This is a genomic window from Paraburkholderia domus, from assembly GCF_905220705.1.
Taxonomy (GTDB): Bacteria; Pseudomonadota; Gammaproteobacteria; order Burkholderiales; family Burkholderiaceae; genus Paraburkholderia; species Paraburkholderia domus.
This window is the reverse complement of sequence record NZ_CAJNAT010000007.1, coordinates 229,550-256,456: the sequence shown is the minus strand read 5'-3', so window position 1 is coordinate 256,456 and position 26,907 is coordinate 229,550. Positions and strand designations below refer to the sequence as shown.

Genomic DNA, 26,907 nt, shown 5'->3' with positions numbered 1-26,907 from the left:
GGCTTCTTCAAAGATCGGGCTGAGCGTTCGCCACACGGGCGGCTCGGGCTTCGGGTTGATAGACGAGATCGCCGGCCGCCAGCGTGCTGGTCCGCGTGCCGAGCCAAGTGGCGAGACCGAGAGGACGGCTGGCGGCGAGTACGGTGCCGGCGACCTGATTCGCGGCCATGAGCAGGCGCACGTCCCACGACCACTCCACACCGGCGTAGTGGCGTACCCAATCCGTCAACTGCTGCGCGCAGCGGGTGCCGGGCAACAAAGCTGCGTACTCCTCGCGTGACAAGGGTCCGAGTCGGATCTCGAACTTCGTCTGTGCGTCGCGAACCGCCGTACCGAGCATGGCGTTTGCACCGAGTCGGCGGGTGTTCGCGCGAGTGCGCAGCGTGGTGCGTTCAGACTCTTCGACCGGCAGCCACTGCGGAATCCATTCGACGATCTCGACCGGTACGCCAAGGCAGGTGCGCAGAATGTTCCGCAGCCCTTCAGGGTTGCGCGTTTGCCGCACCAGATGACCCGCCATGAAATATCTGGCGTGGTCGGACAGCGTGTCGGGCCGGCGGGCCGACGGCCGTGCCAGATGGATGAGGCTCGCCAGATAGCGATCGAAACGCCCGCCGTCGCCACGGTCGAGGCTGACCGTAGGTTGCGCATCGGCCCAGGCGCGGTAGAACAGCAGGATCAGCCGGTGATGAAACAGATTGGCGAAAGCGGTCAGCGCGTGGTCGTCGTGATGTCGGGCGCGCTCGCGCACAAATTCGGTCAGGTGCAGGGGCAGCGGGCCGTTCGGTCCGAATAGCCCGAAGCTGTGAATCAGGACGCGCGGCTTCGTGTTTTCTGCTGGGCCAGTTGCGGCGGCGAGCGTGGCCGGCGCGAACGCAAGCGAGGGCAACTGGCCGATCCGCAACGGTTCGTCGGCGGGATGCGATGCGCGTCCCAGCGGCGCCGGACCGGCGGCACGTGCATCCAGCCAGCGCAACAGGTTGTACAGGTCGTAGTTGTGTGGCGCTTCGGCGACGCGTTGCCAGAAGTGCTCGATCAATTGACTTCCGTGCGGCGCCGGCAATGAATGGGCGATTGCGCTGCTCATGCTGTTGGGCGGCGTCCGACGCGGGGTGGCCATCGCTTCACTTCTCCTCGTTGCAGCGTTGCTACCGCGAGTTCGCTGAAGCTGTTCAATGACACGTGACGCGCAAAAAATTGCTCGAGCACCGCGCCGAACAGATACGTGCTCGCGCCCACGAAAGAGGCTTCGTCGAACAGCACGGTCACACCCACGCCACGGCCGAACATCGGCGGACCCGCCTGAGGCAATTGACGGCAGACCGGTTCAACTCGAACGCTGCGCAAACCGCCGATTTCCGGCAGAACACCCGCCTCGGCTGAGCCGGCATACAGTTCGAGCAATTCGCGCAAAGCCTGCGCGCCCTGCACGCCGTCCAGATCGGTCAGCGTGAGGTAGTCGAGTCCGAGATGCTTGACGAGCCGCCACGTAATTTCGTTTTCGGCGAGGGGCGGTTGTGGCGGTGTAGGTCTTCGAAGTGCCTGGATCGCGGTGACAGGGGCTGACGTGCGCAGACTGAAATCACTCGTACCGCCGGTTGGCATCAGCAGCGCGAGATCGCGGTTAGTACACAGGGCATCGACGGACACGTGCCGCAAGTCGTCCGAAAACGGCGCCTCATACTGGTCCACCAGCGATACGAACACCTCGCTGCCCGCATACGCCGACCTTGTACTGCTGCGCGGCGCGCGGTTTGCCGCGTCGCTGGCCGCGTGGACGCGCGGGGCGACCAGCCGCGCTTCGCGCCGCATCGAAAAGTAGCGGCCTTGATCGGCGATGTCGTTGGAGAGGCGGCCGTAGAAAGGGTGGAACTCACAGTTCCCGCCGTCACGCTGTCGATGCCCCGTAACTTTCTCGATGCCGTAGATTTCATAGTCCAGTGGCCGAGTGCGATCGACCACGACATGATGTTCATACCGCTGGCTTGTGACGGCGATGCGGTCGGTGTGCCTCGGGAACAGGTTGATGGCCGGCGTACAGAACAGCGAGAGACTGCGCAGATCGACCGAACGTTCGAGTTCGGGTGATGCTTCGTCGAGCAGGACGGTCAGCGAGAATGTGGTGCCGTCGACGTTTTGCAGTGCGCGTCGCAGCGAGCCGATGCTGAAAAACAGATAGCGTTGCGGGAAGGCGAAATACTCGTGCAGCAGCCGGTATCCCTGGAACGAGCGCGAACCATACGGCAGCAACGCTTGCGCCGCATCGAAACCTTCCTGGCGGATTGCTTGGCTATCAAGCGGTGTGCAAGTGCCTCCCGCAGCCGAGGACCCGCGGCAGACAACGCCAAGCCCATGTCCAAGCACCAGTTCCAGCAGCGGCAGTGCTTGATTGTCCGCACCGCTGAGAAAAAACGTCAACGAATCGAGCGGTAACTCGCTCAGATTGCCGACGCCGCTGGTTTCCAGTCCGATACGCAGCGCGCCACGCACGCGGCCAGCCACATCGCCACGCGGCAGCGGCAGATCGGCGGGAACGCCGCCGAGTTTGACATCGGTAATACGCAGCGGCCACAACGTGACGTCGTGCGCGGTGCGGAATTCACACGCGGTCTGCTCGCCAGGCGTCAGGTTGGCGCGCAGCGACGTACCTGACGGCAGCGTATAGCCAGATGCCAGACTACCTTCGCGCAGGTTCGGCTGCATGGCGACGATCGTCATGGACGGTAGCGGGGCGAGATAGTTCGGATACACCACGTCGAGCAGGCGCTGGGAGAAGCGCGGAAACTCGGCGTCCATCTTCAACTGGATGCGCGCGGTGAGAAAGCTGAAGCCTTCGAGCAGCCGCTCGACATACGGATCACTCACTTCGATACCGCGCATGCCCAGGCGTCCGGCGGCCTGGGGGAATTCGGCCGCGAATTCAGCGCCGAGTTCGCGCAGGTACGCAAGCTCCCGGTTGTAGTAGTCGAGCAGGCGAGCGTCCATTACGTGGCTTCCTGCGGACGCAGTGCAATGTGGCTGCTCTCAATGTCGACGTCCGAGCGAAACTGGAAGGATTGGGGTGCCGTGGCCGGACACAACCGGCCGGTGATTTCCAGCGACAGGACGGAATAGGATTGAGCGCGTACATGGCAACGCACCTCGACGCTTTCCGCGAGAATGCGCGGCTCGAACTGAACGATCGCCTCGCGAATCGAACTTTCCATCTCGTCCCAGTCGATCGTTGACGCTCGACCGCCTGCCCATGCGCGCACGCCGAAATTCAACACGGAATTGCGCACGTGCGGGTAAGCGGCGAGATCGTCGGTTGCTTCGAGGTTGTCGCAATTCAGCAGCCAGCTCAAGTCGCGCAGTACGGTGTCGCGCAGTTCAACACGCGAAGACGCAAATGCAGCGTTGCCTTCACCTGATGACTGCGGCCGCTGGCCGATCAGCCTATCAAGCAGGTTGGGCAGCGGCTCGACCTGCGCACGCGTGCGGCTTGTGGCGTGATCTCGCAGTGGGACGGAAGGAAGCATTGGGCTCACAAAAAGGCTCGGGTTGGTTCACGGGAGTGCGGGGGAGGCGCTTGCTGCCGTGCCCGCACGTCGTGCCGGTTGATGGTGCGGCTAGACCTCGCGGTTCTCCTTGATGTCCCAGGCGAGCACGCTTTCTCCACCTTTGGTGCCCTGGTCCGTTTGCTCCCAGTATTGCTTGCGCACTTTCGCGGCCTGGAACGAGTAGGTGATGCTGACAGCCTCGGACCCCTTCGCCGCACCTTGCTGTACGGTCGTCACCAACACCTCGGACAAGGTGATGCGCAGATACTCGATTTGTGAGCCGCCAGCTTTGCACACGGAAATCTCGACCTTCGGCAGATGCTTGCCGTTGGCGCAGTATTTGAGGATTGCGGGCGCGGCCTTGTCCATGAAGGTTTCGACCTGCAAATCGTTGAAGCTCACCTTGCCGATGCCGCCGCCGCTGCCGGTCGCCATGCTGCCGGGTTGCGTTGCGCCCCATGTATAGGACTGGATGTCGATCCATCCCTTATGGTTGGCGTCTTTGGACTCGCCCGTTACACTGTCCACCCGCATATACATATCAACTGACATTTCCACCTTCCTATTGATTGAAGCGACTGCAATGATCAAAACGAATGCGCTGCTGAATCACCGTGTTTGAGCGCGGGCAATTGTGAAACGAGGCGTAGTGATACGGTTAGCCCTTCTAATTGATAATGCGGTCGTAAAAAGAATTTCGCGCTGTAGTAGCCTGGGTTGTCGTCGATATCTTCGACCACGACGGACGCTGCTGCGAGTGGCTTTCTCGCCTTGGTGTCCTGCGATGAGTTGACCGGATCGCCGTCCACGTAATTCATGATCCAGTTGTTGAGCCATGTTTCCATCTCGCTGCGTTCCTTGAACGAGCCGACCTTGTCGCGCACGATGCATTTCAAATAGTGCGCAAAGCGGCAGCACGCGAACAGGTAGGGCAGTCGTGCCGCGAGCCTCGCATTGTTCGTGGCCGTGGCGTCGTGATACTCCGCGGGCCGTTGCAATGACTGGGCGCCGATAAACGCCGCAAGGTTGGAGTTCTTGTGGTGAATGAAAGGCATAAAGCCGTTGCGCGCGAGTTCCGCTTCGCGGCGGTCGCTGATGGCGATTTCCGTGGGGCACTTCATGTCGACGCCACCGTCGTCGGTTGGAAACGAGTGAGCGGGTAGGTCCTCGACGGCGCCACCGGATTCGACGCCGCGAATCGATGTACACCAGCCGTAGTGTTTGAACGAACGGTTGATGTTGGTCGCCATGGCATAGGCAGAATTGATCCATGCGTAGCGCTCATGGTTGGCGCCGTCGGTGTCTTCTTCGAAGTTGAAAGCATCGACCGGATTGGTGCGAACGCCGTAGGGCAGGCGAGCCAGAAAGCGCGGCATGGTGAGGCCGAGATAGCGGGAGTCTTCCATGTCTCGAAGATGGCGCCAGCCGACGTACTCGGAATTCAGAAAGATCTTGCTGAGATCGCGTGGGTTCGACAATTCCTGCCACGACTCCATTTGCATGACTGCGGGCGACGCGCCGGTGATAAATGGGCAATGAGCGGCTGCCGCGATCTTCGCCATTTCTCCGAGCGTCTCGATGTCCTGCGGACTGTGATCGAAGTAGTAATCGCCAATGAGGCAACCGAGTGGTTCCCCGCCGAATTGACCGTACTCTTCCTCGTAGACCTTCTTGAAGATCGGGCTTTGATCCCAGGCGACACCCTTGTAGCGCTTGAGCACCCGGCTCAACTCTGTCTTTGTCACTGGCAGGCAGCGAATTTTCAGGAGTTCGTCGGTCTCTGTGTTGTTGACCAGATAGTGCAGCCCGCGCCAGGAGGACTCGATCTGTTGGAAATCCTCGTGATGAATGATGGCGTTGATTTGCTCCGAGAGCTTACGGTCGATCTCGGCGATCACGGTCTGAATCGTCTGGTACGCGTCGTCGGACATGACCACCGCGTTTTCCAGTGCCTGCAACGCGAGCGTTTTCATCGCTCCGTCGATGGCTTGCTGCGCCTGTTCGGTGCGCGGATTGAACTCCTTGATTAGAGAAGCGGAAAAGCGCTCAGCCGAGAGCGTCGGCATGAACTGTTGTGGCAAGGGGGACTCTGTATGATTCATTGCAGTCTTTCGAACGATCCTGAGAGGAAGGAATGCCTCGCGTTATTCACGTTATTGGCGCTCGGCGCCTGCGGTTCCGGCCGCATCCCCGGCATTCGGCGAACTCGGGGCGTCCGCCAGCGCCTTGAGCAACGACGGACTTTTCAGTGCCTGGGTAATCAGTTCCGCCGCGCCGCTCTTGCCGTCCATATACGACAGCAGATTCGACAGTTGCGAACGCGCTTGCAGCAACTGATTGAGCGCAGGGACCTGGGCCGCGATGGCGTCGGGCGAAAAATCACCAAGACTTTCGAAGCTGAGATCCACGGCTAGCAACCCTTGTCCTGAGATGCTGTTCGGGACCTGCATCGTGACGCGCGGCCTGATCGATTTCAGGCGGCCGTCGAAGTTGTCGATATCGATCTCGAAGAATCTGCGCTGTTCGAGATCGGGTTGCGGCTGCGTCGATTTGCCGACAAGGTCGGCGATCACGCCCATCACGAAGGGTATTTCCACCTTGCGCTCGCTGCCGTAGGTCTCGATGTCGTATTCGATCTGAACCCGCGGCGCGCGATTGCGTGCGATGAATTTTTGTCCGGTCGCTTTTGCTCTTGAAGCGTTCGAATTGCCCATCTGAAGTTCTCCGCTTAATTTGATTGGCGTACTAGCCGGTGCGTGCCGCCCTAGCCGTTCAGGTTGTCCGAGGTGCTCTGTGCGCGGCCGGCCAGCACATCCAGCTGAGGTAATGCTGCGGGCGCCACATCGCGGACAATGTCGTAGAAGTTCATTTGCATCAGACGCTGGGCGCGCCGGATCAGCAGCGGTGCGGGATGACTCGGCTCTGTTTGCTCCAGATAGACGCAAGCGTCTTCCAGTGCGCGCATGACAGACTCGCGTGACCCGATTGGCGTGCACACGACGGGCGCGCGCGCAACATGTGCGGCGACTGAATGGGCTTGCTTCACGGCAGGCTCGACTCCGCTCGGGGTCTGCGGATCGCCTCGGACCCTTGACGCAAGAATCGCTCTTTGCACGGTCTGTAACGGGTCTTCCACCGCGCTTGCCGAGGGAACCCAGGAGATGTCGAGCTTCGTGGTGATCTGCTGGCGGATTCGCTCGATCGAATCGAGCAGTTGCGGGACAGCGGTCAGTTGAGTTTGCTCAGCGGCAAGTGCTGCACGTAATGCCGTCTTCTGAATACCGCCGGGCGATGACGGCCCGTTTCCCGAAATGGCGCCCGGATTGCCCTCAAGGATCGCCGCGGCTTCGCGCAACGATAGATCGCCGGATCCCAAGCGCAGCAAGGTTGCGTCGCGGGCGGCGCGTCCTGCGCCCTTCGAGTCGGTCAGCGCAGCGACAGCGTTGACACGGACCAGCGGATCGAACTCTCCCTCGATCCGCAACTGTGGATGGACGTTGTCCCACTGCTGTTCAAGTGTTTCCGCGGCAAGGGCGAGACCTTTCGCGTAACCGGGCAAACCGTCGATTTCAGTCCACGCCTGAGTCAACAGCGTGATGATTCGCAAATCTACACTGCGCCCAAGCAGATCGACGGCCAGCGTTTTGACGTGATGCCAGTCCGGCGCGACGGCAGGAATCAGGGTGTCGCCGAACTGCTGCTCGCGAGCGCCGGTGGCGGCTTGCTGTAACGCCGTGAATGCGGCGTCATATTCCAGATCGATTCCACATGGCTGCTCAGGATTAAGGGAGTCGATTTGATCGAGTGAGAGCGTGTTTGTCAAATGGATGCTCCTGAGCAGTGTGATAATTGATCTGAATCAGTATTAAATTAATGTCGATTAGGTCGCTTTGACTCGATGAATAACGGTTTTAAGGCTGTTCTTGAATCGTCTTAATCGGCGCGGCTTTATTTAAGAAAAATTCAGACTTTTTCTTGGAGCGGGTGCTCGTGTGTCGGTTGCCCGGATTGATCCTTATGCGTTTGACGCAGCCGCTATGGGCGCGCAAATGACATGTGTGGACGGGCGCATATTCATAAGGATGCCAAAATATATGGTGAGGGTGATTTGATGGATGCGATGTTATTCGGCTTCCATCGCAATGGCAAGTCGGTCAGTTGGTTTTTTTAAAAGAACTTGCGCTAAAAATTATCAAGATGGGATAAGTGTGGCGTGGCGTTGATGTAAAACGCTTTGAGATCAATGCGGATGTGTTGCGATTTAAAGATAAAATTTGACTTGTAAAAAATATTAACGGATTAATGCGATAGAAAAATCGCATTATCCAGAAATTTCTCGAGCCGAAGTTTGCACGGATGGGACTAGGCGCGGGGCGCGGCTTGCGCCCCGCACCCAATCAACGAGCCGACATCCCGAGCAGTGCGGTTCTGTTCGGATGCGTGAGTGCTTGCGGCCGCATTGGTCAGCGGCGGGCGGCAAACCCAGAGCAGGCCGGGGGCCTTTCAGGAGGGGGGGCGGAGCAGCAGGCGGCCAGAATTTCCAGAGACGCGCGAGGCTGTGGTATCGCTCGGCAATTTGATGGATGTCCACGCGCTCTGACGCAGATAGTCGAATGCGCCCAAACCGACGGCCCAAAACAAAAAACCGCCAAGCAAGCTGGGCGGTTTTTCGAGCCTTGAACTAACAAGGCAAATCTGGTCGGGGTGAGAGGATTCGAACCTCCGGCCTCTACGTCCCGAACGTAGCGCTCTACCAGGCTAAGCTACACCCCGATCTGTACTGCTGGACTCTTACGGTGTTTCAGTCTCGTTCAAGACTGTCTTGCCGTCGAGTAAGAACATAATTCTAGCAGGCTATCTTTGAAAATGGAATCGGGAAATGAAGAAATTGCTGCAGCTGCGGCCAGCGCTTCCTGCTTCGCGCACTCAAGCGTGTGATCCAAAGCGCCGGAACGCGTGATCGCTTCGAAAATCGTGTCGAAACGGTCCGTGCCGCCTTGCTCGATGGCTTCCCGGGCGAGCGCCGATTGCTCCGGCGTGCCGCGTTCGATCAGATAAATGAGCGGGAGCGTGGGTTTGCCTTCGCGCAGATCGTCGCCGGCGTTCTTGCCCATCGATTCGGCCGTGCCCGTGTAGTCGAGCCAGTCGTCCATGATCTGGAACGCCGTGCCGATGCGGCGGCCGAATTCCGCCGCGGCGGCTTCCGTCTTCGCGTCCGAACCGGCCAGCACCGCGCCGAGTTGGGCGGCAGCTTCAAACAGCTTGGCGGTTTTGTAGCGAATCACCTGCATGTAGCGCGCTTCGTCGACGTCGGCGTCGTGCATGTTCAGCAACTGCAGCACTTCGCCCTCGGAGATGATGTTGGTCGCCTCCGACAGGATTTCCATCACGCGCATCTTGCCCACGCCGACCATCATCTGGAACGAGCGCGAGTACAGGAAGTCGCCGACCAGGACGCTCGCGGCGTTGCCGAACAGCGCGTTGGCCGTCTGGCGGCCGCGCCGCAGATCGGATTCGTCGACCACGTCGTCGTGCAGGAGCGTGGCCGTGTGGATGAATTCCACCACCGCGGCCAGCTCGTGCCGATGCCCCGTGGTTTCGCCCAGCGCACCTGCCACCAGCAGCAGCAGCGCGGGCCGCAGCCGTTTGCCCCCGGCGCTGATGATGTACTCGGAGATCTGATTGATCAGCATCACGTCGGACGCCAGACGGTGCCGTATGACGCGATTGACCTGCTGCATGTCTTCGGCGATCGGAGCGAGCAGGCTGGCGGCGTTGGAGGAGGGGGTGGCGGTCGACGACATGGTGGCTGAATTGGGTAGTGCCGCGAATTATAAGGCGAATCGTGGCAGTTCCGGGGTGCAGGCTGCGGCACGGCGCGACGGAGGCAGCGGCAGCGCCGCGTGCCGGGGCCTGACGGCAAGGCGCACGGGGACTCTCAATGAGTTTTGACCGAGCAGCTAACTCTATGTATAATCACGGGTTTCCGCGCGCGGTGCGTGGGAAAAATGAACACAGAGTGAGGTTCTCAATGTACGCGGTCATAAAAACCGGTGGCAAGCAGTATAAGGTTGCCGTCGGCGAAAAACTTAAAGTAGAACAGATACCGGCAGACATTGACGCTGAAATCACGCTCGACCAGGTTCTCGCAGTGGGCGAAGGCGAATCGATTAAGTTCGGTACGCCGCTGGTCAGTGGGGCTTCCGTCAAGGCTACCGTCGTGTCGCAAGGTCGTCACGCAAAAGTGACCATCTTCAAGATGCGTCGCCGGAAGCACTACCAGAAGCATGGCGGCCACCGCCAGAACTATACCGAACTGCGCATCGACGCGATCAACGCGTAAGCGCAACGGTTAAGGAGCAAATCAAATGGCACACAAAAAGGCAGGCGGATCATCCCGCAACGGCCGCGACTCTGAATCGAAGCGTCTCGGCGTCAAGGTTTACGGCGGTCAAGCCATCAACGCTGGCGGCATCATCGTGCGTCAACGTGGCACGCGCATGCACCCGGGCGAAAACGTCGGTATCGGCAAGGATCACACCTTGTTCGCGCTGACGGACGGCCACGTCAATTTCTCGACGAAGGGCGCAGCGAAGAAGCACATGGTCAACGTCGTCCCGGCAGCAGTCTGAGTTTACTCAGGCACGGGCTTCAGGACCGGAAAAGGGCCCCGCGAAGTTCGCGGGGCCCTTTTTATTGCGGCGCTTTTTGTCCGAAGGATTGGCGGATTGAATCGTCATGTCGGCGTGGTTAGCCGATTGGTCGATTGATCAGCACACAGCGAGCGCGGCAAAATAGCAGCATCAGATAGCATCAACCCAAGCAGCACCATCTAGCAGCACACCACGGGACGGAGTTACGCATGAAGTTCATTGACGAAGCGAGGATTGAAGTCATCGCCGGCGACGGAGGGGATGGCAGCGCGTCGATGCGCCGCGAGAAATTCGTTCCGTTCGGCGGCCCGGATGGCGGCGACGGCGGGCGGGGCGGCAGCGTGATCGCGGTCGCGGACCGCAACATCAACACGCTGATCGACTACCGCTACGCGAAAAAACATTTGGCGCGCAACGGCGAAAACGGCCGCGGCGCGGACTGCTACGGTAAGGGCGGCGACGACATCACGCTGCGCATGCCGGTCGGCACGACCATCAGCGATATGGAAACCGGCGAGCTGATCGCCGACTTGACCGAGCACAACCAGAGTGTGCAAATCGCGCAAGGCGGCGCGGGCGGCCTCGGTAACCTGCATTTCAAATCCAGCACGAACCGTGCGCCGCGTCAGAAAACCGATGGCAAGCCTGGCGAGCGCCGCATGGTGCGCCTCGAATTGAAGGTCTTGGCCGACGTCGGTCTGCTCGGCATGCCCAATGCTGGCAAGTCGACCTTCATTTCGTCGGTGTCGAACGCGCGGCCTAAGATCGCGGATTATCCGTTCACGACGCTCGCGCCGAATCTCGGCGTGGTGCGAGTCGGGCCGAGCCGCAGTTTCGTGATCGCCGACATTCCTGGTTTGATCGAAGGCGCGGCAGAAGGTGCCGGGCTGGGTCACCAGTTCCTGCGTCACCTGCAGCGTACCGGCCTGCTGCTGCATATTGTCGACCTCGCACCGTTCGACGAAGCCGTCGATCCTGTCGCGGAAGCCAAGGCGATCGTCAACGAGCTGCGCAAGTACGACGAGCTGCTCTATGAGAAGCCGCGCTGGCTCGTGCTCAACAAGCTCGACATGGTGCCCGAAGACGAGCGCGAAGCGCGCGTGTCGGCATTCCTCGAAGGCTTCGGCTGGGATGGCCCGGTGTTCGAAATCTCGGCGCTGACCGGCCAGGGCTGCGAGAGTCTTTGCTACGCGATATATGACCACATCGCCGCGCATTCGGACGCGCAGCGCGCGGCCGAAGCTGAAGATCTCGCCGCTGACGTGCGTTTCCGCGAGAAACCGGACGCGCCGGCTGCTGCGCCGGACGACTCCAGCGCCGACCCGCAGTAATAACAAGCCTGAGCGCCGGCGCCTGCGAGGGCCGCCGGCATGCATCACGCGTCATCTTGGGAGACCGCGCACAATGCGTTCAGTCATCGCAGATTCACGGCGATTGGTGGTGAAAGTCGGTTCGAGCCTCGTCACGAATGACGGGCGCGGCCTCGATCATGCTGCGATCGGCCGCTGGGCCGCTCAGATTGCCGCACTGCGCGCGCAAGGCAAGGAAGTGGTACTGGTCAGTTCGGGTGCCATTGCGGAAGGCATGCAGCGGCTCGGCTGGACCAAGCGGCCACGCGAAATCGACGAATTGCAGGCAGCCGCGGCTGTCGGTCAAATGGGTCTCGCGCAAGTCTACGAAAGCCGCTTTGCCGAGCATTCGATCCAGACCGCGCAAATTCTGCTGACCCACGCCGATCTGGCTGACCGCGAACGCTATCTGAACGCGCGCTCCACGTTGCTGACGCTGCTGCGTCTCGGCGTCGTGCCGATCATCAACGAGAACGACACGGTCGTCACCGACGAAATCAAGTTCGGCGATAACGACACGCTGGGCGCCTTGGTCGCGAATCTGATCGAAGGCGATGCGCTCGTGATCCTCACCGATCAGCAAGGCCTTTTTACCGCCGATCCGCGCAAGGATCCGAACGCAACGCTCGTTCAGCAGGCTGACGCCGGTGCGCCGGAGCTCGAAGCAATGGCGGGCGGAGCCGGTTCGAGCCTGGGCCGTGGCGGCATGCTGACCAAGATTCTCGCGGCCAAACGCGCGGCACACAGCGGCGCCAATACGGTAATCGCGAGTGGGCGTGAAGCGGACGTGCTGTCACGATTGGCCTCGGGCGAGGCGATCGGCACGCAGTTGATCGCTCGCACCGCACGCATGGCGGCGCGCAAGCAGTGGATGGCCGATCACCTTCAGGTGCGTGGTCATGTCGTGATCGACGACGGCGCAGTCGAAAAGCTGACCGAGGGCGGCAAGAGCTTGCTGCCGATCGGCATTGTCGGTGTGCAGGGCGCGTTTGCGCGCGGCGAAGTGATCGCTTGCCTAAGCGCGGCAGGGCGTGAAGTGGCGCGCGGCCTGACGAACTACAGCAGCGCGGAAACCAAGCTGATCCAGCGGCGTCCGAGCGGCGAGATTGAATCGGTGCTGGGCTACATGCTGGAGCCAGAGTTGATCCACCGCGACAACCTCGTGCTGGTCTGATTTCCTGGTAGGGTATGCGCCAACGACAAAAAAGCCGTTCCCGCGTGAGCTGGAACGGCTTTTTCACATCTGCGGCGGCTTCCCGATTCGAAGTGCGCTCGCGAAAACTGCCTTAGTGAATCAGCGAGGTCTGCGTACGCTTGTAGCGGATGTTCTCGACAATCTGCTTCGCGTTGCCTATGGGCATCTTGTTCGCGCAGAAGTAATCCTGATACAGCGTTGCCTGATAGGCGTTCAGGGCGCCATTCTCGATGCGCCTGAAGTCGTTGGCGACGGTTTGATCCCAGCCGTCGTGATCGGCGTTCAGCCCCGCGTACTGGCGCCATTCATATGTGTCGCAGCGAATCCCTTCGTAGTTCACGTTGCGCGCGCCGCTTGGGCTTGTCACAACCACCGTGTAGCGCACCACGCCATCGGTGCCGACGGAGAGCGAATTTCTATCGACGGAAAACTGCAACGGCGTGTTGCCGGATACTTCGAAAGGAAGAAGGTTCGAGTCTTGCGGCAGCGGCGGCAATGTGTCCACCTTGTTTTCCACCCAGTTGGTCGGCCGGTCCAGCAGGTAGGTAAACGCGCTGTCGTCTTTATTTGTGGGTTTGCTGGCGCAGCCAGCCAGCAGGGCGCCGGTGGCGACGCACGCCACGACGAGAGCAAGTGCTTTCAATATGGTTTCCTCGAAACACTGGTGCGGCTCATTGAGCCGCACCAGCAGAGGCGGCGTGGACAGCCGCACAGAGTTGTTAATTGCGCACGCCAGGGCGGAACAGCGAGCCGGCGGTTTCGCGCTCCGATTCGTCTTCGTGTTCCGACGCGGAGCCAACTTCGGCTACCGACCCGGAGCCCGGACCGCAATCAGACGCGAACGTCGTGTGAACCGACGTTTCGATGCTGAGTGTGGTCACCGAGGTGGTGACCGTCATCATCGTCGAATCCGGCGGACTTTCCATTGACGACGCTATCCGGGGATAACGCGGCCCATGGTGCCCGCCAGGTTTTTCCGCACGCGGCGCAGCTCGGCGCATGAAACGGGATAGCTCCGTCAGCGCCAACTGATACACATCCCGCTTGAACTCGATCACACAGTCGAGGGGCACCCAGTACTCGTTCCAGCGCCACGCATCGAACTCAGGGTGGTCGGTGGCGCGCAAGCATATGTCGCAGTCGCGTCCAACCATCCGGAGCAAAAACCAGATTTGCTTCTGGCCGCGGTAATGACCGCGTACTTCGCGCTTGATGAACTTGTCAGGCACCTCGTAACGCAACCAGTCGCGCGTGCGACCGATCACCTTGACGTGCTCAGGAAGCAGCCCGGTTTCTTCGTGTAACTCCCGATACATCGCTTGCACGGGGGTCTCTCCGTACTTGATGCCCCCTTGCGGAAACTGCCAGGAATGTTCACGGAGCCGTTTGCCCCAAAACACCTCGTTGTGCGCGTTCAAGAGGATGATGCCGACGTTCGGGCGAAAGCCTTCACGATCCAGCATACAACCACCTTCGAATCCTTTAAAATTGCTTTGATTATAAACAGATAACGGACCCGACGCACCGATTCGCACCAGATTGGAACGATTCGCCGCAAAACGCCCGCGTTTGCGGTAGCCTGTCAGTCTTTCCGTGCCTTATCCCTTGCTGCAAAGGCTTTGCGCGGTGGCTTCAGCGCCGCGATCGGGCCGGTTTTGCCGGGGTTTAACCTGGTGTGCGCAGGGTGTTTGCCGGGGCTTGGTCAGACTTTGGCCGGGTGGTCGGCGAGTCCGTGCCGGGTCTGTGTCGATTTCCCCACCGTTTTCACCTTTCGGGCGGTCCCTCCGGAGCCGCCGCTTTTGGAAAATCTGAATGAAAGCTTCCCGTTTCTTTATCGGCACACTGAAAGAAGCGCCCGCCGACGCCGAGATCGTCAGCCACAAGCTCATGGTGCGCGCCGGCATGATCCGCCGCGTCGCCGGTGGTATCTATAACTACCTGCCGATCGGCCTGCGTTCGATCCGCAAGGTGGAAGCCATCGTGCGTGAAGAAATGAACCGGGCAGGCGGGATCGAGCTGCTGATGCCGGCGGTGCAGCCGGCGGAACTTTGGCAGGAGTCGGGCCGTTGGGAAAAGTACGGTCCTGAGTTGCTGCGCTTCAAGGATCGCAAACAATCCGATTTCGTGATCGGACCGACCCATGAAGAAGTGGTCACGGATATCGCGCGCGGCCAGATCAAGAGCTACCGCCAGTTGCCCGTGAACTTCTATCAGATCCAGACGAAGTTCCGCGACGAGATCCGTCCGCGTTTCGGCGTGATGCGCGGTCGCGAGTTCATCATGAAAGACGCGTACTCGTTCGACAAAGACGCAGAAGGCCTGCGCGAGTCGTATCGCAAGATGTATGACGCGTACGTGCGTATCTTCACGCGCCTTGGTCTGGATTTCCGCGCTGTGGTGGCGGACAACGGTTCGATCGGCGGCAGCGGTTCGCATGAATTCCACGTGATCGCCGACACCGGCGAAGACGCGATTGCCTATTGCCCGACCTCGGATTTCGCCGCGAACGTTGAAGCGACCGAAGCGCTGCCGCTCTATAAAGAACGTGCCGCGCCGACCGAGGAAATGAAGAAGACCGCAACGCCGGGCAAAGCAAAGTGCGAGGCCGTGGCCGAGCTGCTGAACATCCCGCTCGAGCGAACCATCAAGTCGATCATCCTCGCCACGGAAAACGAAGGCGCCGAGCCGACCATCTGGTTGCTGATGCTGCGCGGCGATCACGATCTGAACGAGATCAAGGCAAGCAAGCTGCCGGGTCTGGCGGACTTCCGCATGGCGACCGAAGCTGAGATCATCGAGACCTTCGGCACGCCGCCGGGTTACCTCGGCCCGATCAACACGAAGAAGCCAATCAAGGTCGTCGCGGATCGCACGGTCGCGAACATGAGCGACTTCGTGGTGGGCACGAACGAAGTGGATTACCACACCACCGGCGTGAACTGGGGTCGCGATCTGCCGGAGCCGGTCGTTGCCGATATCCGCAATGTGAAGAAAGGCGATCCGTCGCCGGACGGTAAGGGCGTGATCGACATCTGCCGCGGCATCGAAGTCGGCCACGTTTTCCAGCTCGGCAAGAAATATTCGGAAGCGATGAACGCGACCTGTCTCGACGAGACCGGCAAGCCGCAGCCGATGGAAATGGGCTGCTACGGCATCGGTATCACGCGTATTCTGGGCGCGGCGATCGAACAGAATTTCGACGACAAGGGCATCATCTGGCCGGAATCGATCGCTCCGTTCGAAGTTGTGCTTTGCCCGATGGGTTACGACCGCAGTGAAGCGGTGCGTGAGCAGGCCGACAAGCTGTATGCGGCTTTGGTTGAAGCGGGCATCGACGTGATCCTCGACGACCGCGGCGAACGCCCTGGCGTGATGTTCGCCGACTGGGAGCTGATCGGCGTGCCGCATCGTCTCGTGATCGGCGATCGTGGACTCAAGGACGGCAAGCTCGAGTATCAGGGCCGCCGCGACGCTGAGGCGACGCTGCTGCCGGTCGAAGACGCCGCGCAAACGGTGATCGGTAAAGTTCGCGCCGCGTTGGCGCAATAAGCGGAGCGGACGGTGGAGTACACCTTCCTGTCCGCGACCATCCTGCTGATTCTGATCACGGACCCGCTCGGCAATATTCCGCTCTTTGTCAGTTGCCTGCGGACCGTGTCGCCGAAGCGGCGCACGATCGTCATTCTCCGTGAGGTGGCGATCGCCTTCGCGATTCTGCTGGTCTTCATGGTGGTCGGCGATGGCTTTTTGCGCATGATGAGTCTGACCGACCAGTCGTTGCGCATCGGCGGCGGGATCGTGCTGTTTCTGATCGCGCTCAGAATGGTGTTCCCGCACCCGGACGGTCCGTTCGGCGGCGACACGCGGGGCGGCGAGCCGCTTATCGTGCCGCTCGCCATTCCGGCGCTGGCGGGACCGTCGGCGCTCGCGACGGTGATGCTGCTGACGTCGCAGGCGCCCGGCAAGATGTTCGAGTGGATCGGCGCGCTGACCGTCACGATGGTCGTCTGCGCGATCGTATTGATGCTGGCGGAGCGCATTCAGGCGTGGCTCGGCGAGCGCGCGATGATGGCCTTCGAACGGCTGATGGGATTGGTGCTGGTGGCGATCTCGGTCGAAATGATGCTCGGCGGTATCCGCTCTTTTGTGCATCAACTTTGAGTGAGATCCAAGGCGGTGGACAGCGCAGCAGCGCAGTAGTGCTATCAACAAGCCTGACAAACAAAAAGCGGCCCGCGGGCCGCTTTTTTTACGCCGATGCGCGCCGTGAATGGCGCGGCTAAAGCGACCAAGGCTTAAGCGCCCTCGGTCAACGCCCGAATCGTCGGCAGGTTGCGCCAGTAGCCCTTGGCGTCCATCCCGCAACCGAACACGTAGCGGTCCGGTACTTCGAAACCGCAGTAATCCGGACGCAGCGGCTTCGCCTTCGGAATGATCTTCTCGCACAGCACCGCGCTCAGGAAGCGCTTCGCACCCATCGCGAGAATGCGGTCGCGGATCGCGGCCATCGTCTCGCCTTCGTCGAGGATGTCGTCGAGCACCAGCACGACGCGATCTTTCACCGACTCAGCCGGCGCCACGCGCCACTGCATCTCGTTGCCGCCCTTGGTGGTGTTGCGGTAGCGGGTCAGGTGGATGTAGTCGAACTCAAGCGGGAAATCGAGGTGCGGCAGCAGCATGCCGGTGAACACCGCCGCGCCGCCCATCACCGACAGCACGAGCGGGAAATCCTCGCTCATTTCGTTGCGGATGGCAGTGGCCATGCCACTGATCGACGCGTTGACGTCGTCGGCCGAAACGATTTCTTCGGAGTGGCTAAAAATGTGGAGAGCTTCTTCGCGGTTCATGACGTCTGACGGGCGGTAACTGTATACATAGTGTGGGTGAGAACGGCGGCGTGCGGTACAGAATAAACCCGCACAAATCCGGAGTCAGCCGCGCGTGCCGTTCTTCGTGCATGGAAGCACGCGCGCCGCCGTCTTGCTAAAGCTTAGCGCATGCCGGGCATCATGCCCTTCATGCCGCGCATCATCTTCTGCAGATTGCCGCCCTTCAGCTTCTTCATCATCGTGCGCATCTGGTCGTACTGATTCAGCATGCGGTTGACTTCCTGCACCTGTACACCCGCACCGGCGGCGATGCGGCGCTTACGGGTGGCCTTGATCAGGTCGGGCTTGGCGCGTTCCAGCGGCGTCATCGAATTGATGATGCCTTCCATGCGGCGCATCTGTTTTTCGGCCTGGCCCATGTCGGCACCGGCGGCTGCTTGCTGGAACTGGGCCGGCAGCTTGTCCATCAGCGACGACAGGCCACCCATACCCTTCATTTGCGTGAGCTGTGCGCGGAAATCGTTCAGATCGAAGTCGCCGCCTTTCTTGACCTTGTCGGCGAGCTTCTGCGCGGCCTGGACATCGACGCCGCGTTGCGCTTCCTCGACGAGGGCGAGAATGTCGCCCATGCCGAGAATCCGGTTCGCCATGCGATCCGGATAGAAGACTTCGAGACCGTCGAGCTTTTCGGCGACACCGACGAACTTGATCGGCTTGCCCGTCACGTGGCGCACGGAGAGCGCGGCACCGCCGCGCGAATCGCCGTCGAGCTTGGTGAGGACGACGCCGGTGAGTGGCAATGCGTCGCTAAAGGCCTTCGCGGTGTTGACCGCATCCTGACCAAGCATCGCGTCGACCACGAACAGCGTTTCCGCCGGCTTCAGCGTACTGTGCAGCGCGGTGATTTCGGCCATCATCGCTTCGTCGATACCCAGACGGCCGGCCGTGTCGACCAGCAGCACGTCGTGGTAGTGGCGCTTGGCCCAGTCCACCGCGGCGATCGCGATATCGACCGGTTTCTGATCCGGTTCCGATGGGAAGAAGTCCGCGCCCACCTGCTCGGTCACCATCTTCAACTGCGCAATAGCAGCCGGGCGGTAAACGTCGCAGGAAACGGTCAGGACCTTCTTCTTGTATTTTTCGCGCAGGAGCTTGGCGAGCTTGCCGACGGTGGTCGTCTTACCGGCGCCTTGCAGACCCGCCATCAGGATGACGGCCGGCGGCGTGACGGCGAGATTGAGCTCGACCGCCTTGCCTTCATAGTCGCCGCCAATGATCGCGGTCAGCTCGCGCTGCACCACGCCGACCAGCGCCTGACCCGGCGACAGGCTGCTGATGACCTCCTCGCCGAGCGCCTTTTCCTTCACCTTGGCGATGAACTCGCGCACGACGGGCAGCGCCACGTCCGCCTCGAGGAGCGCGAGGCGCACTTCGCGCAGCATTTCCTGGGTGTTCGCCTCGGTGAGCCGGGCTTCGCCGCGCAGCGTCTTGACGACGCGCGCCATCCGTTGAGTCAGATTGTCGAGCATGGGGAGCGATGAACAGTGCGGCCGGAGCGGGGCGCGATGCGGGAGACGTCGCGGAGCAGGGGCCTAGTGTAAACTTCGAATATGGATATTGTACTGTATGCCCTCACTGCGCTCCTCTACGGTGGTCTCGCCGTGGCTGGCTGGCGCTCGCACCGGCACGCCGCCGTGCGCCCCATGCTCGAGAGCGTGCCGCCGGTGCCTGTCGCCGCGGGCATGCCGGCCTCGTCGGCCGCCTCGGGCATGAGCACGCCGGGCCGCGCGCTGCTGTTCGTCGCGCTGCTCGCCCACGGCGTGCTGCTGCATACCACCATCTTCCCGCAAAACGCGATGGTGTTCGGTTTCGCGTTCGCGTTGTCGGCCATGTTCTGGCTCGGCGCCGGCATCTACTGGATCGAGAGCTTTTTCTTTCCGCTCGACGGGCTGCGCCTTCTGGTGTTGCCGCTTGCCTTCGTCGCTTCTTTATTGCCGCTGGCCTTCAACGGCGTGCGCGTGCTGCCGTATTCGGCTGCGCCGATGTTCAAGCTGCACTTCCTGATCGCCAATATTGCGTACGGTTTGTTCGCGATCGCGGCGCTGCACGCGATCCTGATGCTGCTGGTCGAGCGGCGTCTGCACGCAATGCGCGGCGGTGCGGCGCAACGGAATGCGGCTGCGGCGGGCAACGGCTGGCTGTCGAGCTGGCTCGATACCTTGCCGCCGCTGCTGACACTGGAAAAACTGCTGTTCCGTCTGATCGGCGCCGGTTTCGTGCTGCTCACGCTGACGCTGCTCTCGGGCATCATGTTCAGCGAGCAGTTGGTTGACCGCGCATTGCAGCTCGATCACAAGACTGTCTTCGCGATTCTTTCCTGGGTGATGTTCGGCGCGCTGCTGACCGCGCGCAAGGTTTCCGGCTGGCGCGGCCGTGCGGCATTGCGCTGGGTGCTGGCGTCGTTCGTCGCGCTGTTGCTGGCGTACGTCGGCAGCCGTTTTGTATTCGAGGTGCTGTTGCACCGTGCTGTAGTGTGAGTCCCCTGCTATGCGACAAATTTTTCTGCTGATCCTGTTGTTCATCGTCGGCCAATGGCTGGTCAAGGCGCTTCGTCGTCATGACGCGCAAGCGTCGCAACGCACGGGAGGCGCCGATGCAAAAGGCCAGAGCGGCCCGAATGGTGGCGCGCGTGGGGCCGCCTCGGCGCAAGCGCAGCCGCAGCTCGCCGAGCCGATGATCCGTTGTGCCGAGTGCGGCGTGCACGCGCCGAAGAGCGACTCCGTGGTGGTAGGCGGGCAGCCATTCTGCAGCGCCGCGCACGCACAGCGTCACGGCGCGCGACCCACGGGCCGCGACGCTCGATGAGCGTCGAGTTCGCCGTCGATGCCGACGGTTGGGTCGCCGCCGCACGCAAACTGCCATCGCCGAATTTCGAAGCACGGCCCGAAGGGGCTGTGCCGACGCTGATCGTCGTCCACAACATCAGCCTGCCGCCGAACGAGTTCGGCGGCACGGCGATCGCCGAACTGTTCCTGAACACGCTCGACTGCGACGCTCACCCGTACTACGACGCGCATTTGCGCGGCGTGCGGGTGTCGGCGCACTTCGTGATCCATCGCGACGGCGCGCTCGAGCAATTTGTGTCCTGCAACGAGCGCGCATGGCACGCCGGCCCGTCGAATTTTTTCGGCCGCGAACGCTGCAACGATTTCTCGATCGGCATCGAGCTGGAGGGCAGTGACACGACTGCTTTCGAAGCGGCCCAATACCGCACGCTCGGCGCACTTGTGACGGCGCTCAAGGCCCGCTATCCGGTCGAAGGGCTTGCCGGTCACTCGGACATTGCCCCCGGCCGCAAGACCGATCCAGGTCCCCATTTCGAGTGGCCGCGTCTGCAGCGCGACACCGCGTTAGCGGATCAGTACTTCCCCTATCTCAAGTTTTCCAAAACGCCGTAACGACCCTTCGCGCGAGTTCGCGTGATGCGAGGAGAACAAGGCGCCGCCTTGTTCTCCGGGGAGTCGGCTTCGCGCTGCATTCGCGCCACGCGATGCAAAAGTCAAGACTTCGAAAGCAAATAAATCGATTTGACCTGTCTCGAATCTCCACTATACTTGGTGCCACAAATCCAGTTTTGCACTATATCTTGTGTTGTGTTGTGCATAACCATGTGAATAACCAAGTGCACAACTGGGTGCATAAGTCAGCGGCGTCCGCTCTCCGAGCATGGCGCCGCAAGCATTTCAGGCAGCGAAAAAATATTCCTGCGGCGTGGCCGGTAGAGAGAATCGGCAGCGTCCAGAAACATTCAGGAAAAGGGCATAGCAAGTGATCGCGACACACATGATGAAGACCGTTATCAATTCGAACCAGGCTTCATCGCTGTCGCATCCCGCCACCCGGCTCTGCCGGCCTTTTTCCTGCACCCCATCGCTTGCGCACGCGGCGGCGCAGCGTTCGTTTTAATCCGCGGCTTTCTCCGCAACATTTCCAAGACCAGGAGCTTTGCACATGCAAACCACCGACAACGCGACGACCCGCTATGAGGGCTCACCGACTGGCCAGGCTTTCAGCCAGGCACAAGGCGCACAAGCGCTCGCGCCGCAAGTGACCTACGCCGACTACAAGGTGATCCGTCGTAACGGCAGCGTGGTGTCGTTCGAACCGTCGAAAATCGCCATCGCTGTGACGAAGGCATTTCTGGCCGTCAACGGTGGTCAAGGCGCGGCGTCGGCTCGCGTGCGCGAACTGGTCGAGCAACTCACGCAGAACGTGGTGCGCGCGCTCGTGCGCAGCCGCCCGAACGGCGGCACGTTCCATATCGAAGACATCCAGGATCAGGTCGAACTCGCGCTGATGCGCGGCGGCGAGCACAACGTCGCGCGTGCCTACGTGCTGTATCGCGAGAAGCGCACCCAGGCGCGCGGTCACGACGACCAGATCGTCGCCAACACTCCGGGTCTGAACGTCACCGACAACGGCGTGACGCGTCCGCTCGACATGGCTGCGCTGCGCGGCATTATCGAACTGGCTTGCTCGAACCTGGGCGACGCCGTGAGCGCCGATCCGATCATCGCGGAAACGGTGAAGAATCTGTACGACGGCGTGCCGATGGGCCAGGTCTACGACTCGGCGATTCTGGCTGCCCGCACGATGATCGAAAAGGACCCGGCATATAGCCAGGTCACCGCACGCATCCTGCTGCACACGATCCGCCGCGAGATCCTCGAAGAGGAAGTCACGCAAACGGAAATGGCCGACCGCTATGCCGAGTACTTCCCGCAGTTCATCAAGCGCGGCATCGGCGCCGGCCTGCTCGACGACAAGCTCCAGCAGTTCGACCTGAAGCGCCTGGGCGCGGCGCTCGACAACAGCCGCGACCTGCAGTTCGGCTACCTCGGTCTGCAAACGCTGTATGACCGCTACTTCCTGCATCACGACGGCGTGCGGATCGAAATGCCGCAGGCATTCTTTATGCGTGTCGCAATGGGCCTGTCGCTGAACGAGATCGACCGCGAAGCGCGCTCCATCGAGTTCTACAACATCCTGTCGAGCTTCGACTTCATGTCGTCCACGCCGACGCTGTTCAACTCGGGCACGCATCGCTCGCAACTGTCGTCGTGCTACCTGACCACGGTCGACGACGACCTCGACGGCATCTACGAAGCGCTGAAAGAAAACGCGCTGCTGTCGAAGTTCGCCGGTGGCCTCGGCAATGACTGGACGCGCGTGCGTGCGCTCGGTTCGCACATCAAGGGCACCAACGGCAAGTCGCAAGGCGTGGTGCCGTTCCTGAAGGTTGTCAACGACACGGCGGTGGCGGTCAACCAGGGCGGCAAGCGCAAGGGCGCGGTCTGCGCGTACCTGGAAACGTGGCACCTGGACATCGAGGAATTCCTCGAGCTGCGCAAGAACACCGGCGACGACCGTCGCCGCACCCACGACATGAACACGGCGAACTGGATTCCCGACCTGTTCATGAAGCGCGTGATGGAAGGCGGCGACTGGACGCTGTTCTCGCCGTCCACCTGCCCGGACCTGCACGACAAGTTCGGCGCCGAATTTGAAACGGCTTACACGGCTTACGAAGAGAAGGTCGCGCGCGGCGAGATCAAGCTGTTCAAGACGCTGCCGGCGGCGCAACTGTGGCGCAAGATGCTGGGCATGCTGTTCGAAACCGGCCACCCGTGGATCACGTTCAAGGATCCGTGCAATGTGCGCTCGCCGCAACAGCACGTCGGCGTCGTCCACTCGTCGAACCTGTGCACGGAAATCACGCTGAACACCAGCGACGCCGAAATCGCCGTCTGTAACCTGGGCTCGGTGAACCTCGTCGCTCACCTGAAGGAACAGGCCGACGGCACCTTGGCGCTCGACCACGACAAGCTCAAGCGCACCGTCAGCGTCGCGATGCGCATGCTCGACAACGTGATCGACATCAACTACTACGCGGTCGCCAAGGCACGTAACTCGAACCTGAAACATCGCCCGGTCGGCATGGGCATCATGGGCTTCCAGGACTGCCTGCACCTGCTGCGCACGCCGTACGCGTCGCAAGAGGCGGTTGCGTTCGCCGATACGTCGATGGAAGCGGTCTGCTACTACGCTTACTACGCGTCGACGGAACTGGCGCAGGAACGTGGCCGTTACTCGAGCTACCGCGGCTCGCTGTGGGATCGCGGCATCCTCCCGCAAGACTCGGTGAAGCTGCTGGCCGAAGCGCGCGGCGGTTACGTCGAAGTCGATTCGAGCGAGTCGATGGACTGGACCGAACTGCGTTCGCGCATCGCCACCTACGGCATGCGCAACTCGAACTGCGTCGCAATCGCACCGACGGCGACCATCTCGAACATCATCGGCGTGTCGGCCTGTATCGAACCGACGTTCCAGAACCTGTATGTGAAGTCGAATCTGTCGGGCGAATTCACGGTGGTCAACGACTACCTGGTGCGCGACCTGAAGGAACGCGGTCTGTGGGACGAAGTGATGGTCGCCGACCTGAAGTACTTCGACGGCACGCTGTCGCGCATCGACCGCATCCCGGCCGACCTGCGCGCGATCTACGCCACTGCGTTCGAACTCGATCCGGTGTGGCTGGTCGAGGCGGCGTCGCGTCGTCAGAAGTGGATCGACCAGGCGCAGTCGCTGAACATTTACATGGGCGGCGCGTCGGGTAAGAAGCTCGACGAGATCTACAAGCTCGCATGGGTGCGCGGCCTGAAGACGACCTACTACCTCCGCACGATGGCGGCGACGCACGTCGAGAAGTCGACGGTGGCGCACGGTCAACTGAACGCGGTGAGTTCGGGCGGAGGCGAAGGTTCGGGTGGCGCGGCAGGCGGCGCAGCGGGTGGCTTCGGCGCGAACGGAGGCGGCGCAACGCCGGGCGGCTTTCAGGCTGCAGCGGCCACGTCAGCAGTCGTCGAAGCAGCGCCGGAAGCGGATGGTCCGGTGTGCATGATGCGTCCGGGCGATGCTGGTTTCGACGAGTGCGAGGCTTGTCAGTAAGCGCCTGGCAATTGCCTGGCGAGCACGAAGCAGGCAGCAGGATCGCTGCTTGACTAAGGGTTGTAGGTAAAGACCCGCATGCAGCGATCAGCGAGCCTGATAGAAGTGATGCAGAAGTGAAATGGATGAGCGGCGCTGCGAAGCGAAATCGACGTTGCGCCGCTCATCGAAAAGCAGCGAAGCATGGCAAGCGACTGAAGTCGTGAAGCGGTAGACAAGCGGTAAGCAAGTGGTAGATGACGCAGTCAGCAATCGGCAGCACAGACGAAGCGCTCGACATGAAGCGCTCAGCAAACGCTCCGGCCGAAGATCGATCGACACAGCCGGCCAGATGCATCGCTCGACATTGCATTGAACTCCACCTCGCTAGCACTGACGAACCGGTAACCACGAGGCAACCGCCACGTCAGCGAGGCAGCAGGAAGCAATCGCAAAACGCTGCAAGCACACTCCGCAATACAGATAGATAGAGCAGCGAAACGTCGCTTCGACACGTTGCTCTTCGAGCTCGTGAAGCACCTCGACGACACTCGTTCAACACGCTTCACATGAGGCGACACACACAGTCTGTTGAACAAAGTGTTGTATGAACGTAGCAACGCGAATCGAAAACAGGATTTTTCATCAGCGAACTCTTTTATCGCTCGTGAAAAGATGGTACAAACCGTTCTAAATTGATGGTGACATTTATGCTCAACTGGGATGACGAGATCACTGCCGTAACTCCCTCGAGCGCTACGCAACAGAATGTGTTGCGCAACGCTGCGGGATCGGCTGTCGGTTCGCAAGTCGGAACGCGTTCCGCTCCTCACGCTCCCTCGGACCGAAACGTCTTCGCGTCTCAAGACGTTTTCGAAAAAGGCATTGCCGCTGCTCACGCTGCCGGAACGGCTGCGGTTTCCGAAGCGCGGGTCAATGTCGCCGACAAGCGCATCATCAACGGCCAGACCGACGTCAATCAGTTGGTGCCGTTCAAATACAAGTGGGCTTGGGAAAAGTATCTGGCTGGTTGTGCCAATCACTGGATGCCGCAAGAAGTGAACATGTCGCGCGACATCGCCCTCTGGAAAGACCCGAACGGTCTGACCGAAGACGAGCGCCGCATCGTCAAGCGCAACCTGGGCTTCTTCGTGACGGCTGACTCGCTGGCCGCCAATAACATCGTGCTGGGCACCTACCGCCACATCACGGCGCCCGAATGCCGCCAGTTCCTGCTGCGCCAGGCGTTCGAAGAGGCGATTCACACGCACGCTTACCAGTACATCGTCGAATCGCTGGGCCTCGACGAAGGCGAGATCTTCAACGCGTATCACGAGGTTGCCTCGATCCGCGCGAAAGACGAATTCCTGATTCCGTACATCAACGTGCTGACCGATCCGGGCTTCAAGACCGGCACGCTCGAGACCGACCAGACGCTGCTGCGCTCGCTGATCGTGTTCGCCTGTGTGATGGAAGGCCTGTTCTTCTACGTCGGCTTTACGCAAATCCTGGCGCTCGGCCGCCAGAACAAGATGACCGGCGCGGCGGAACAGTACCAATACATCCTGCGCGACGAGTCGATGCACTGCAACTTCGGCATCGACCTGATCAACCAGATCAAACTCGAAAACCCGCAACTCTGGACGGCTGAGTTCCGCGCGGAAATCCGCGAGATCTTCCAGCAAGCGGTCGAACTTGAATATCGTTACGCAGAAGATACGATGCCGCGCGGGGTGCTCGGCCTCAATGCGTCGATGTTCAAGAGCTATCTGCGCTTCATCTGCAACCGCCGTTGCCAGCAGATCGGTCTCGATCCGCTGTACCCGAACGAGGAAAACCCGTTCCCGTGGATGAGCGAGATGATCGACCTGAAGAAGGAACGCAACTTCTTCGAGACGCGAGTGATCGAATATCAGACTGGCGGCGCGCTGACCTGGGAGTGATCCGGGTTCGTGTCGCAGATGCATTCATTTTGGGGATGCCGGCGGGCTTCGGCCGCGGCAATTTAGTTAGGAGCAGAACCGCCTGATGCAAATTGTGCCCGGTGCGCCGCGTGCCTTCGCGGCCCACAAACATGGCTGGCACTTTGCGAACCCTTCAGTGGGATGGGCAAACTTCCCCCCGGAAAAAGCCGCTGGCGTTAGCGTCGGCGGCCCGATCAAGCAATTGCCGGTGCTGAGATCCAGCATCGACCTGATCTGGCGCGCGGTGCCCATTGGCACCGCGCGCCTTACCGCATTCATTAGCGTAAGCGCGCAGCACCTGCGTACGCCGATGAATAGCCCGCTTCGTAGCGCGCGCCCTGAGAAGCGTCCGCGGGAAGCGGGTTTTGACGAAGGGTGTAGTTTGAACTGA

At 61.0% G+C, this 26,907-nt stretch carries 24 protein-coding genes and 1 tRNA gene; 12 read left to right on the top strand and 13 right to left on the bottom strand.

Annotation, left to right across the window (positions count from 1 at the left end; translation table 11 throughout):
* Positions 1 to 7 precede the first annotated feature (7 nt).
* The 9 genes from tssG to KHO31_RS15940 all read right to left on the bottom strand — a co-directional run bounded on the left by tssG (position 8) and on the right by KHO31_RS15940 (position 9,343).
* On the bottom strand, positions 8 to 1,120 hold the full coding sequence (gene tssG, locus KHO31_RS15980) for a type VI secretion system baseplate subunit TssG (protein ID WP_236060623.1): 1,113 nt from the start codon (positions 1,118 to 1,120) through the stop codon (positions 8 to 10).
* Positions 1,084 to 2,985 carry a type VI secretion system baseplate subunit TssF gene (gene tssF, locus KHO31_RS15975; protein ID WP_211623692.1) on the bottom strand — a complete coding sequence of 634 codons (1,902 nt, stop codon included), beginning with the start codon at positions 2,983 to 2,985 and terminating at the stop codon, positions 1,084 to 1,086. The genes tssG and tssF overlap by 37 nt, the downstream gene beginning before the upstream one ends.
* Positions 2,985 to 3,518 (bottom strand): type VI secretion system baseplate subunit TssE, encoded by a 534-nt coding sequence (tssE, locus tag KHO31_RS15970; protein ID WP_201076783.1) that lies wholly within the window; start codon positions 3,516 to 3,518, stop codon positions 2,985 to 2,987. Before tssE ends, tssF begins: the two co-directional genes overlap by 1 nt.
* Positions 3,519 to 3,608: 90 nt before the next feature.
* Positions 3,609 to 4,091 carry an Hcp family type VI secretion system effector gene (locus KHO31_RS15965; RefSeq protein WP_201076775.1) on the bottom strand — a complete coding sequence of 161 codons (483 nt, stop codon included), beginning with the start codon at positions 4,089 to 4,091 and terminating at the stop codon, positions 3,609 to 3,611.
* 35 nt (positions 4,092 to 4,126) lie between these two features.
* Positions 4,127 to 5,605, bottom strand: coding sequence for a type VI secretion system contractile sheath large subunit (gene tssC / locus KHO31_RS15960; RefSeq protein ID WP_236060675.1), 1,479 nt, complete (start codon positions 5,603 to 5,605; stop codon positions 4,127 to 4,129).
* Between the two features lie 87 nt (positions 5,606 to 5,692).
* Complete coding sequence (tssB, locus tag KHO31_RS15955; protein WP_211623691.1) at positions 5,693 to 6,253, bottom strand: type VI secretion system contractile sheath small subunit; 561 nt, start codon at positions 6,251 to 6,253, stop codon at positions 5,693 to 5,695.
* A gap of 50 nt (positions 6,254 to 6,303) precedes the next feature.
* Positions 6,304 to 7,362 (bottom strand): type VI secretion system protein TssA, encoded by a 1,059-nt coding sequence (gene tssA / locus KHO31_RS15950; RefSeq protein WP_201076756.1) that lies wholly within the window; start codon positions 7,360 to 7,362, stop codon positions 6,304 to 6,306.
* 873 nt (positions 7,363 to 8,235) lie between these two features.
* A tRNA-Pro gene (locus KHO31_RS15945) sits at positions 8,236 to 8,312 on the bottom strand.
* Between the two features lie 38 nt (positions 8,313 to 8,350).
* A complete protein-coding gene (locus KHO31_RS15940; protein ID WP_120289437.1) occupies positions 8,351 to 9,343 on the bottom strand; it encodes a polyprenyl synthetase family protein in 993 nt (330 codons plus the stop codon).
* A 227-nt stretch (positions 9,344 to 9,570) separates the two neighbouring features.
* Here KHO31_RS15940 and rplU point away from each other — a divergent pair, with 227 nt between their 5' ends.
* The 4 genes from rplU (at position 9,571) to proB (ending at position 12,715) form a co-directional block, all read left to right on the top strand.
* The gene (gene rplU / locus KHO31_RS15935; RefSeq protein WP_007180329.1) at positions 9,571 to 9,882 is read left to right on the top strand and encodes a 50S ribosomal protein L21; all 312 of its coding nucleotides are present in this window, start codon (positions 9,571 to 9,573) and stop codon (positions 9,880 to 9,882) included.
* A gap of 25 nt (positions 9,883 to 9,907) precedes the next feature.
* A complete protein-coding gene (rpmA, locus tag KHO31_RS15930) occupies positions 9,908 to 10,171 on the top strand; it encodes a 50S ribosomal protein L27 (protein ID WP_007180330.1) in 264 nt (87 codons plus the stop codon).
* Positions 10,172 to 10,401: 230 nt separating this feature from the next.
* Positions 10,402 to 11,523, top strand: a complete 1,122-nt coding sequence (gene cgtA / locus KHO31_RS15925; protein ID WP_201076748.1) for an Obg family GTPase CgtA — start codon at positions 10,402 to 10,404, stop codon at positions 11,521 to 11,523.
* Between the two features lie 73 nt (positions 11,524 to 11,596).
* Positions 11,597 to 12,715, top strand: a complete 1,119-nt coding sequence (proB, locus tag KHO31_RS15920) for a glutamate 5-kinase (RefSeq protein ID WP_201076746.1) — start codon at positions 11,597 to 11,599, stop codon at positions 12,713 to 12,715.
* A gap of 112 nt (positions 12,716 to 12,827) precedes the next feature.
* On the opposite strand, the gene KHO31_RS15915 is transcribed toward proB, so the two are convergent.
* Both KHO31_RS15915 and KHO31_RS15910 read right to left on the bottom strand, forming a co-directional pair.
* The gene (locus KHO31_RS15915; protein WP_201076744.1) at positions 12,828 to 13,379 is read right to left on the bottom strand and encodes a CNP1-like family protein; all 552 of its coding nucleotides are present in this window, start codon (positions 13,377 to 13,379) and stop codon (positions 12,828 to 12,830) included.
* A 76-nt stretch (positions 13,380 to 13,455) separates the two neighbouring features.
* Entirely contained in the window at positions 13,456 to 14,199 is a 744-nt protein-coding gene (locus tag KHO31_RS15910) for an RNA pyrophosphohydrolase (RefSeq protein WP_201076925.1), read from the bottom strand.
* A gap of 349 nt (positions 14,200 to 14,548) precedes the next feature.
* On the opposite strand from KHO31_RS15910, the gene KHO31_RS15905 reads away from it, so the two are divergent.
* Positions 14,549 to 16,285, top strand: coding sequence for a proline--tRNA ligase (locus tag KHO31_RS15905; protein ID WP_201076742.1), 1,737 nt, complete (start codon positions 14,549 to 14,551; stop codon positions 16,283 to 16,285).
* 12 nt (positions 16,286 to 16,297) lie between these two features.
* Positions 16,298 to 16,897, top strand: a complete 600-nt coding sequence (locus KHO31_RS15900; protein ID WP_201076740.1) for a MarC family protein — start codon at positions 16,298 to 16,300, stop codon at positions 16,895 to 16,897.
* A gap of 134 nt (positions 16,898 to 17,031) precedes the next feature.
* On the opposite strand, the gene KHO31_RS15895 is transcribed toward KHO31_RS15900, so the two are convergent.
* Together KHO31_RS15895 and ffh are read right to left on the bottom strand one after the other, a co-directional pair.
* A complete protein-coding gene (locus KHO31_RS15895) occupies positions 17,032 to 17,583 on the bottom strand; it encodes a hypoxanthine-guanine phosphoribosyltransferase (RefSeq protein ID WP_120347512.1) in 552 nt (183 codons plus the stop codon).
* 143 nt (positions 17,584 to 17,726) lie between these two features.
* Positions 17,727 to 19,094 carry a signal recognition particle protein gene (gene ffh / locus KHO31_RS15890; protein ID WP_074282155.1) on the bottom strand — a complete coding sequence of 456 codons (1,368 nt, stop codon included), beginning with the start codon at positions 19,092 to 19,094 and terminating at the stop codon, positions 17,727 to 17,729.
* A gap of 81 nt (positions 19,095 to 19,175) precedes the next feature.
* Between ffh and KHO31_RS15885 the strand changes: the two genes are divergently transcribed.
* The 6 genes from KHO31_RS15885 (at position 19,176) to KHO31_RS15860 (ending at position 26,907) form a co-directional block, all read left to right on the top strand.
* The gene (locus KHO31_RS15885; protein ID WP_201076738.1) at positions 19,176 to 20,102 is read left to right on the top strand and encodes a cytochrome C assembly family protein; all 927 of its coding nucleotides are present in this window, start codon (positions 19,176 to 19,178) and stop codon (positions 20,100 to 20,102) included.
* 10 nt (positions 20,103 to 20,112) lie between these two features.
* On the top strand, positions 20,113 to 20,430 hold the full coding sequence (locus KHO31_RS15880) for a PP0621 family protein (RefSeq protein ID WP_201076733.1): 318 nt from the start codon (positions 20,113 to 20,115) through the stop codon (positions 20,428 to 20,430).
* Positions 20,427 to 21,023 carry a 1,6-anhydro-N-acetylmuramyl-L-alanine amidase AmpD gene (ampD, locus tag KHO31_RS15875; RefSeq protein ID WP_201076732.1) on the top strand — a complete coding sequence of 199 codons (597 nt, stop codon included), beginning with the start codon at positions 20,427 to 20,429 and terminating at the stop codon, positions 21,021 to 21,023. The genes KHO31_RS15880 and ampD overlap by 4 nt, the downstream gene beginning before the upstream one ends.
* Positions 21,024 to 21,576: 553 nt before the next feature.
* On the top strand, positions 21,577 to 24,573 hold the full coding sequence (locus KHO31_RS15870; protein WP_211623690.1) for a ribonucleoside-diphosphate reductase subunit alpha: 2,997 nt from the start codon (positions 21,577 to 21,579) through the stop codon (positions 24,571 to 24,573).
* Between the two features lie 689 nt (positions 24,574 to 25,262).
* Positions 25,263 to 26,495, top strand: coding sequence for a ribonucleotide-diphosphate reductase subunit beta (locus KHO31_RS15865; protein WP_074282160.1), 1,233 nt, complete (start codon positions 25,263 to 25,265; stop codon positions 26,493 to 26,495).
* A gap of 85 nt (positions 26,496 to 26,580) precedes the next feature.
* The gene (locus KHO31_RS15860; RefSeq protein WP_201139215.1) at positions 26,581 to 26,907 is read left to right on the top strand and encodes a hypothetical protein; all 327 of its coding nucleotides are present in this window, start codon (positions 26,581 to 26,583) and stop codon (positions 26,905 to 26,907) included.

Excerpts from the sequence above, each read along its gene's own strand:
- tssG (WP_236060623.1), bottom strand. The coding sequence starts at position 1,120 with ATGGCCACCCCGCGTCGGACGCCGCCCAACAGCATGAGCAGCGCAATC.
- tssF (WP_211623692.1), bottom strand. The coding sequence starts at position 2,985 with ATGGACGCTCGCCTGCTCGACTACTACAACCGGGAGCTTGCGTACCTG.
- tssE (WP_201076783.1), bottom strand. The coding sequence starts at position 3,518 with ATGCTTCCTTCCGTCCCACTGCGAGATCACGCCACAAGCCGCACGCGT.
- KHO31_RS15965 (WP_201076775.1), bottom strand. The coding sequence starts at position 4,091 with ATGTCAGTTGATATGTATATGCGGGTGGACAGTGTAACGGGCGAGTCC.
- tssC (WP_236060675.1), bottom strand. The coding sequence starts at position 5,605 with ATGCCGACGCTCTCGGCTGAGCGCTTTTCCGCTTCTCTAATCAAGGAG.
- tssB (WP_211623691.1), bottom strand. The coding sequence starts at position 6,253 with ATGGGCAATTCGAACGCTTCAAGAGCAAAAGCGACCGGACAAAAATTC.
- KHO31_RS15940 (WP_120289437.1), bottom strand. The coding sequence starts at position 9,343 with ATGTCGTCGACCGCCACCCCCTCCTCCAACGCCGCCAGCCTGCTCGCT.
- rplU (WP_007180329.1), top strand. The coding sequence starts at position 9,571 with ATGTACGCGGTCATAAAAACCGGTGGCAAGCAGTATAAGGTTGCCGTC.
- rpmA (WP_007180330.1), top strand. The coding sequence starts at position 9,908 with ATGGCACACAAAAAGGCAGGCGGATCATCCCGCAACGGCCGCGACTCT.
- cgtA (WP_201076748.1), top strand. The coding sequence starts at position 10,402 with ATGAAGTTCATTGACGAAGCGAGGATTGAAGTCATCGCCGGCGACGGA.
- proB (WP_201076746.1), top strand. The coding sequence starts at position 11,597 with ATGCGTTCAGTCATCGCAGATTCACGGCGATTGGTGGTGAAAGTCGGT.
- KHO31_RS15910 (WP_201076925.1), bottom strand. The coding sequence starts at position 14,199 with ATGCTGGATCGTGAAGGCTTTCGCCCGAACGTCGGCATCATCCTCTTG.
- KHO31_RS15905 (WP_201076742.1), top strand. The coding sequence starts at position 14,549 with ATGAAAGCTTCCCGTTTCTTTATCGGCACACTGAAAGAAGCGCCCGCC.
- KHO31_RS15895 (WP_120347512.1), bottom strand. The coding sequence starts at position 17,583 with ATGAACCGCGAAGAAGCTCTCCACATTTTTAGCCACTCCGAAGAAATC.
- ffh (WP_074282155.1), bottom strand. The coding sequence starts at position 19,094 with ATGCTCGACAATCTGACTCAACGGATGGCGCGCGTCGTCAAGACGCTG.
- KHO31_RS15885 (WP_201076738.1), top strand. The coding sequence starts at position 19,176 with ATGGATATTGTACTGTATGCCCTCACTGCGCTCCTCTACGGTGGTCTC.
- KHO31_RS15880 (WP_201076733.1), top strand. The coding sequence starts at position 20,113 with ATGCGACAAATTTTTCTGCTGATCCTGTTGTTCATCGTCGGCCAATGG.
- ampD (WP_201076732.1), top strand. The coding sequence starts at position 20,427 with ATGAGCGTCGAGTTCGCCGTCGATGCCGACGGTTGGGTCGCCGCCGCA.
- KHO31_RS15870 (WP_211623690.1), top strand. The coding sequence starts at position 21,577 with ATGCAAACCACCGACAACGCGACGACCCGCTATGAGGGCTCACCGACT.
- KHO31_RS15865 (WP_074282160.1), top strand. The coding sequence starts at position 25,263 with ATGCTCAACTGGGATGACGAGATCACTGCCGTAACTCCCTCGAGCGCT.
- KHO31_RS15860 (WP_201139215.1), top strand. The coding sequence starts at position 26,581 with ATGCAAATTGTGCCCGGTGCGCCGCGTGCCTTCGCGGCCCACAAACAT.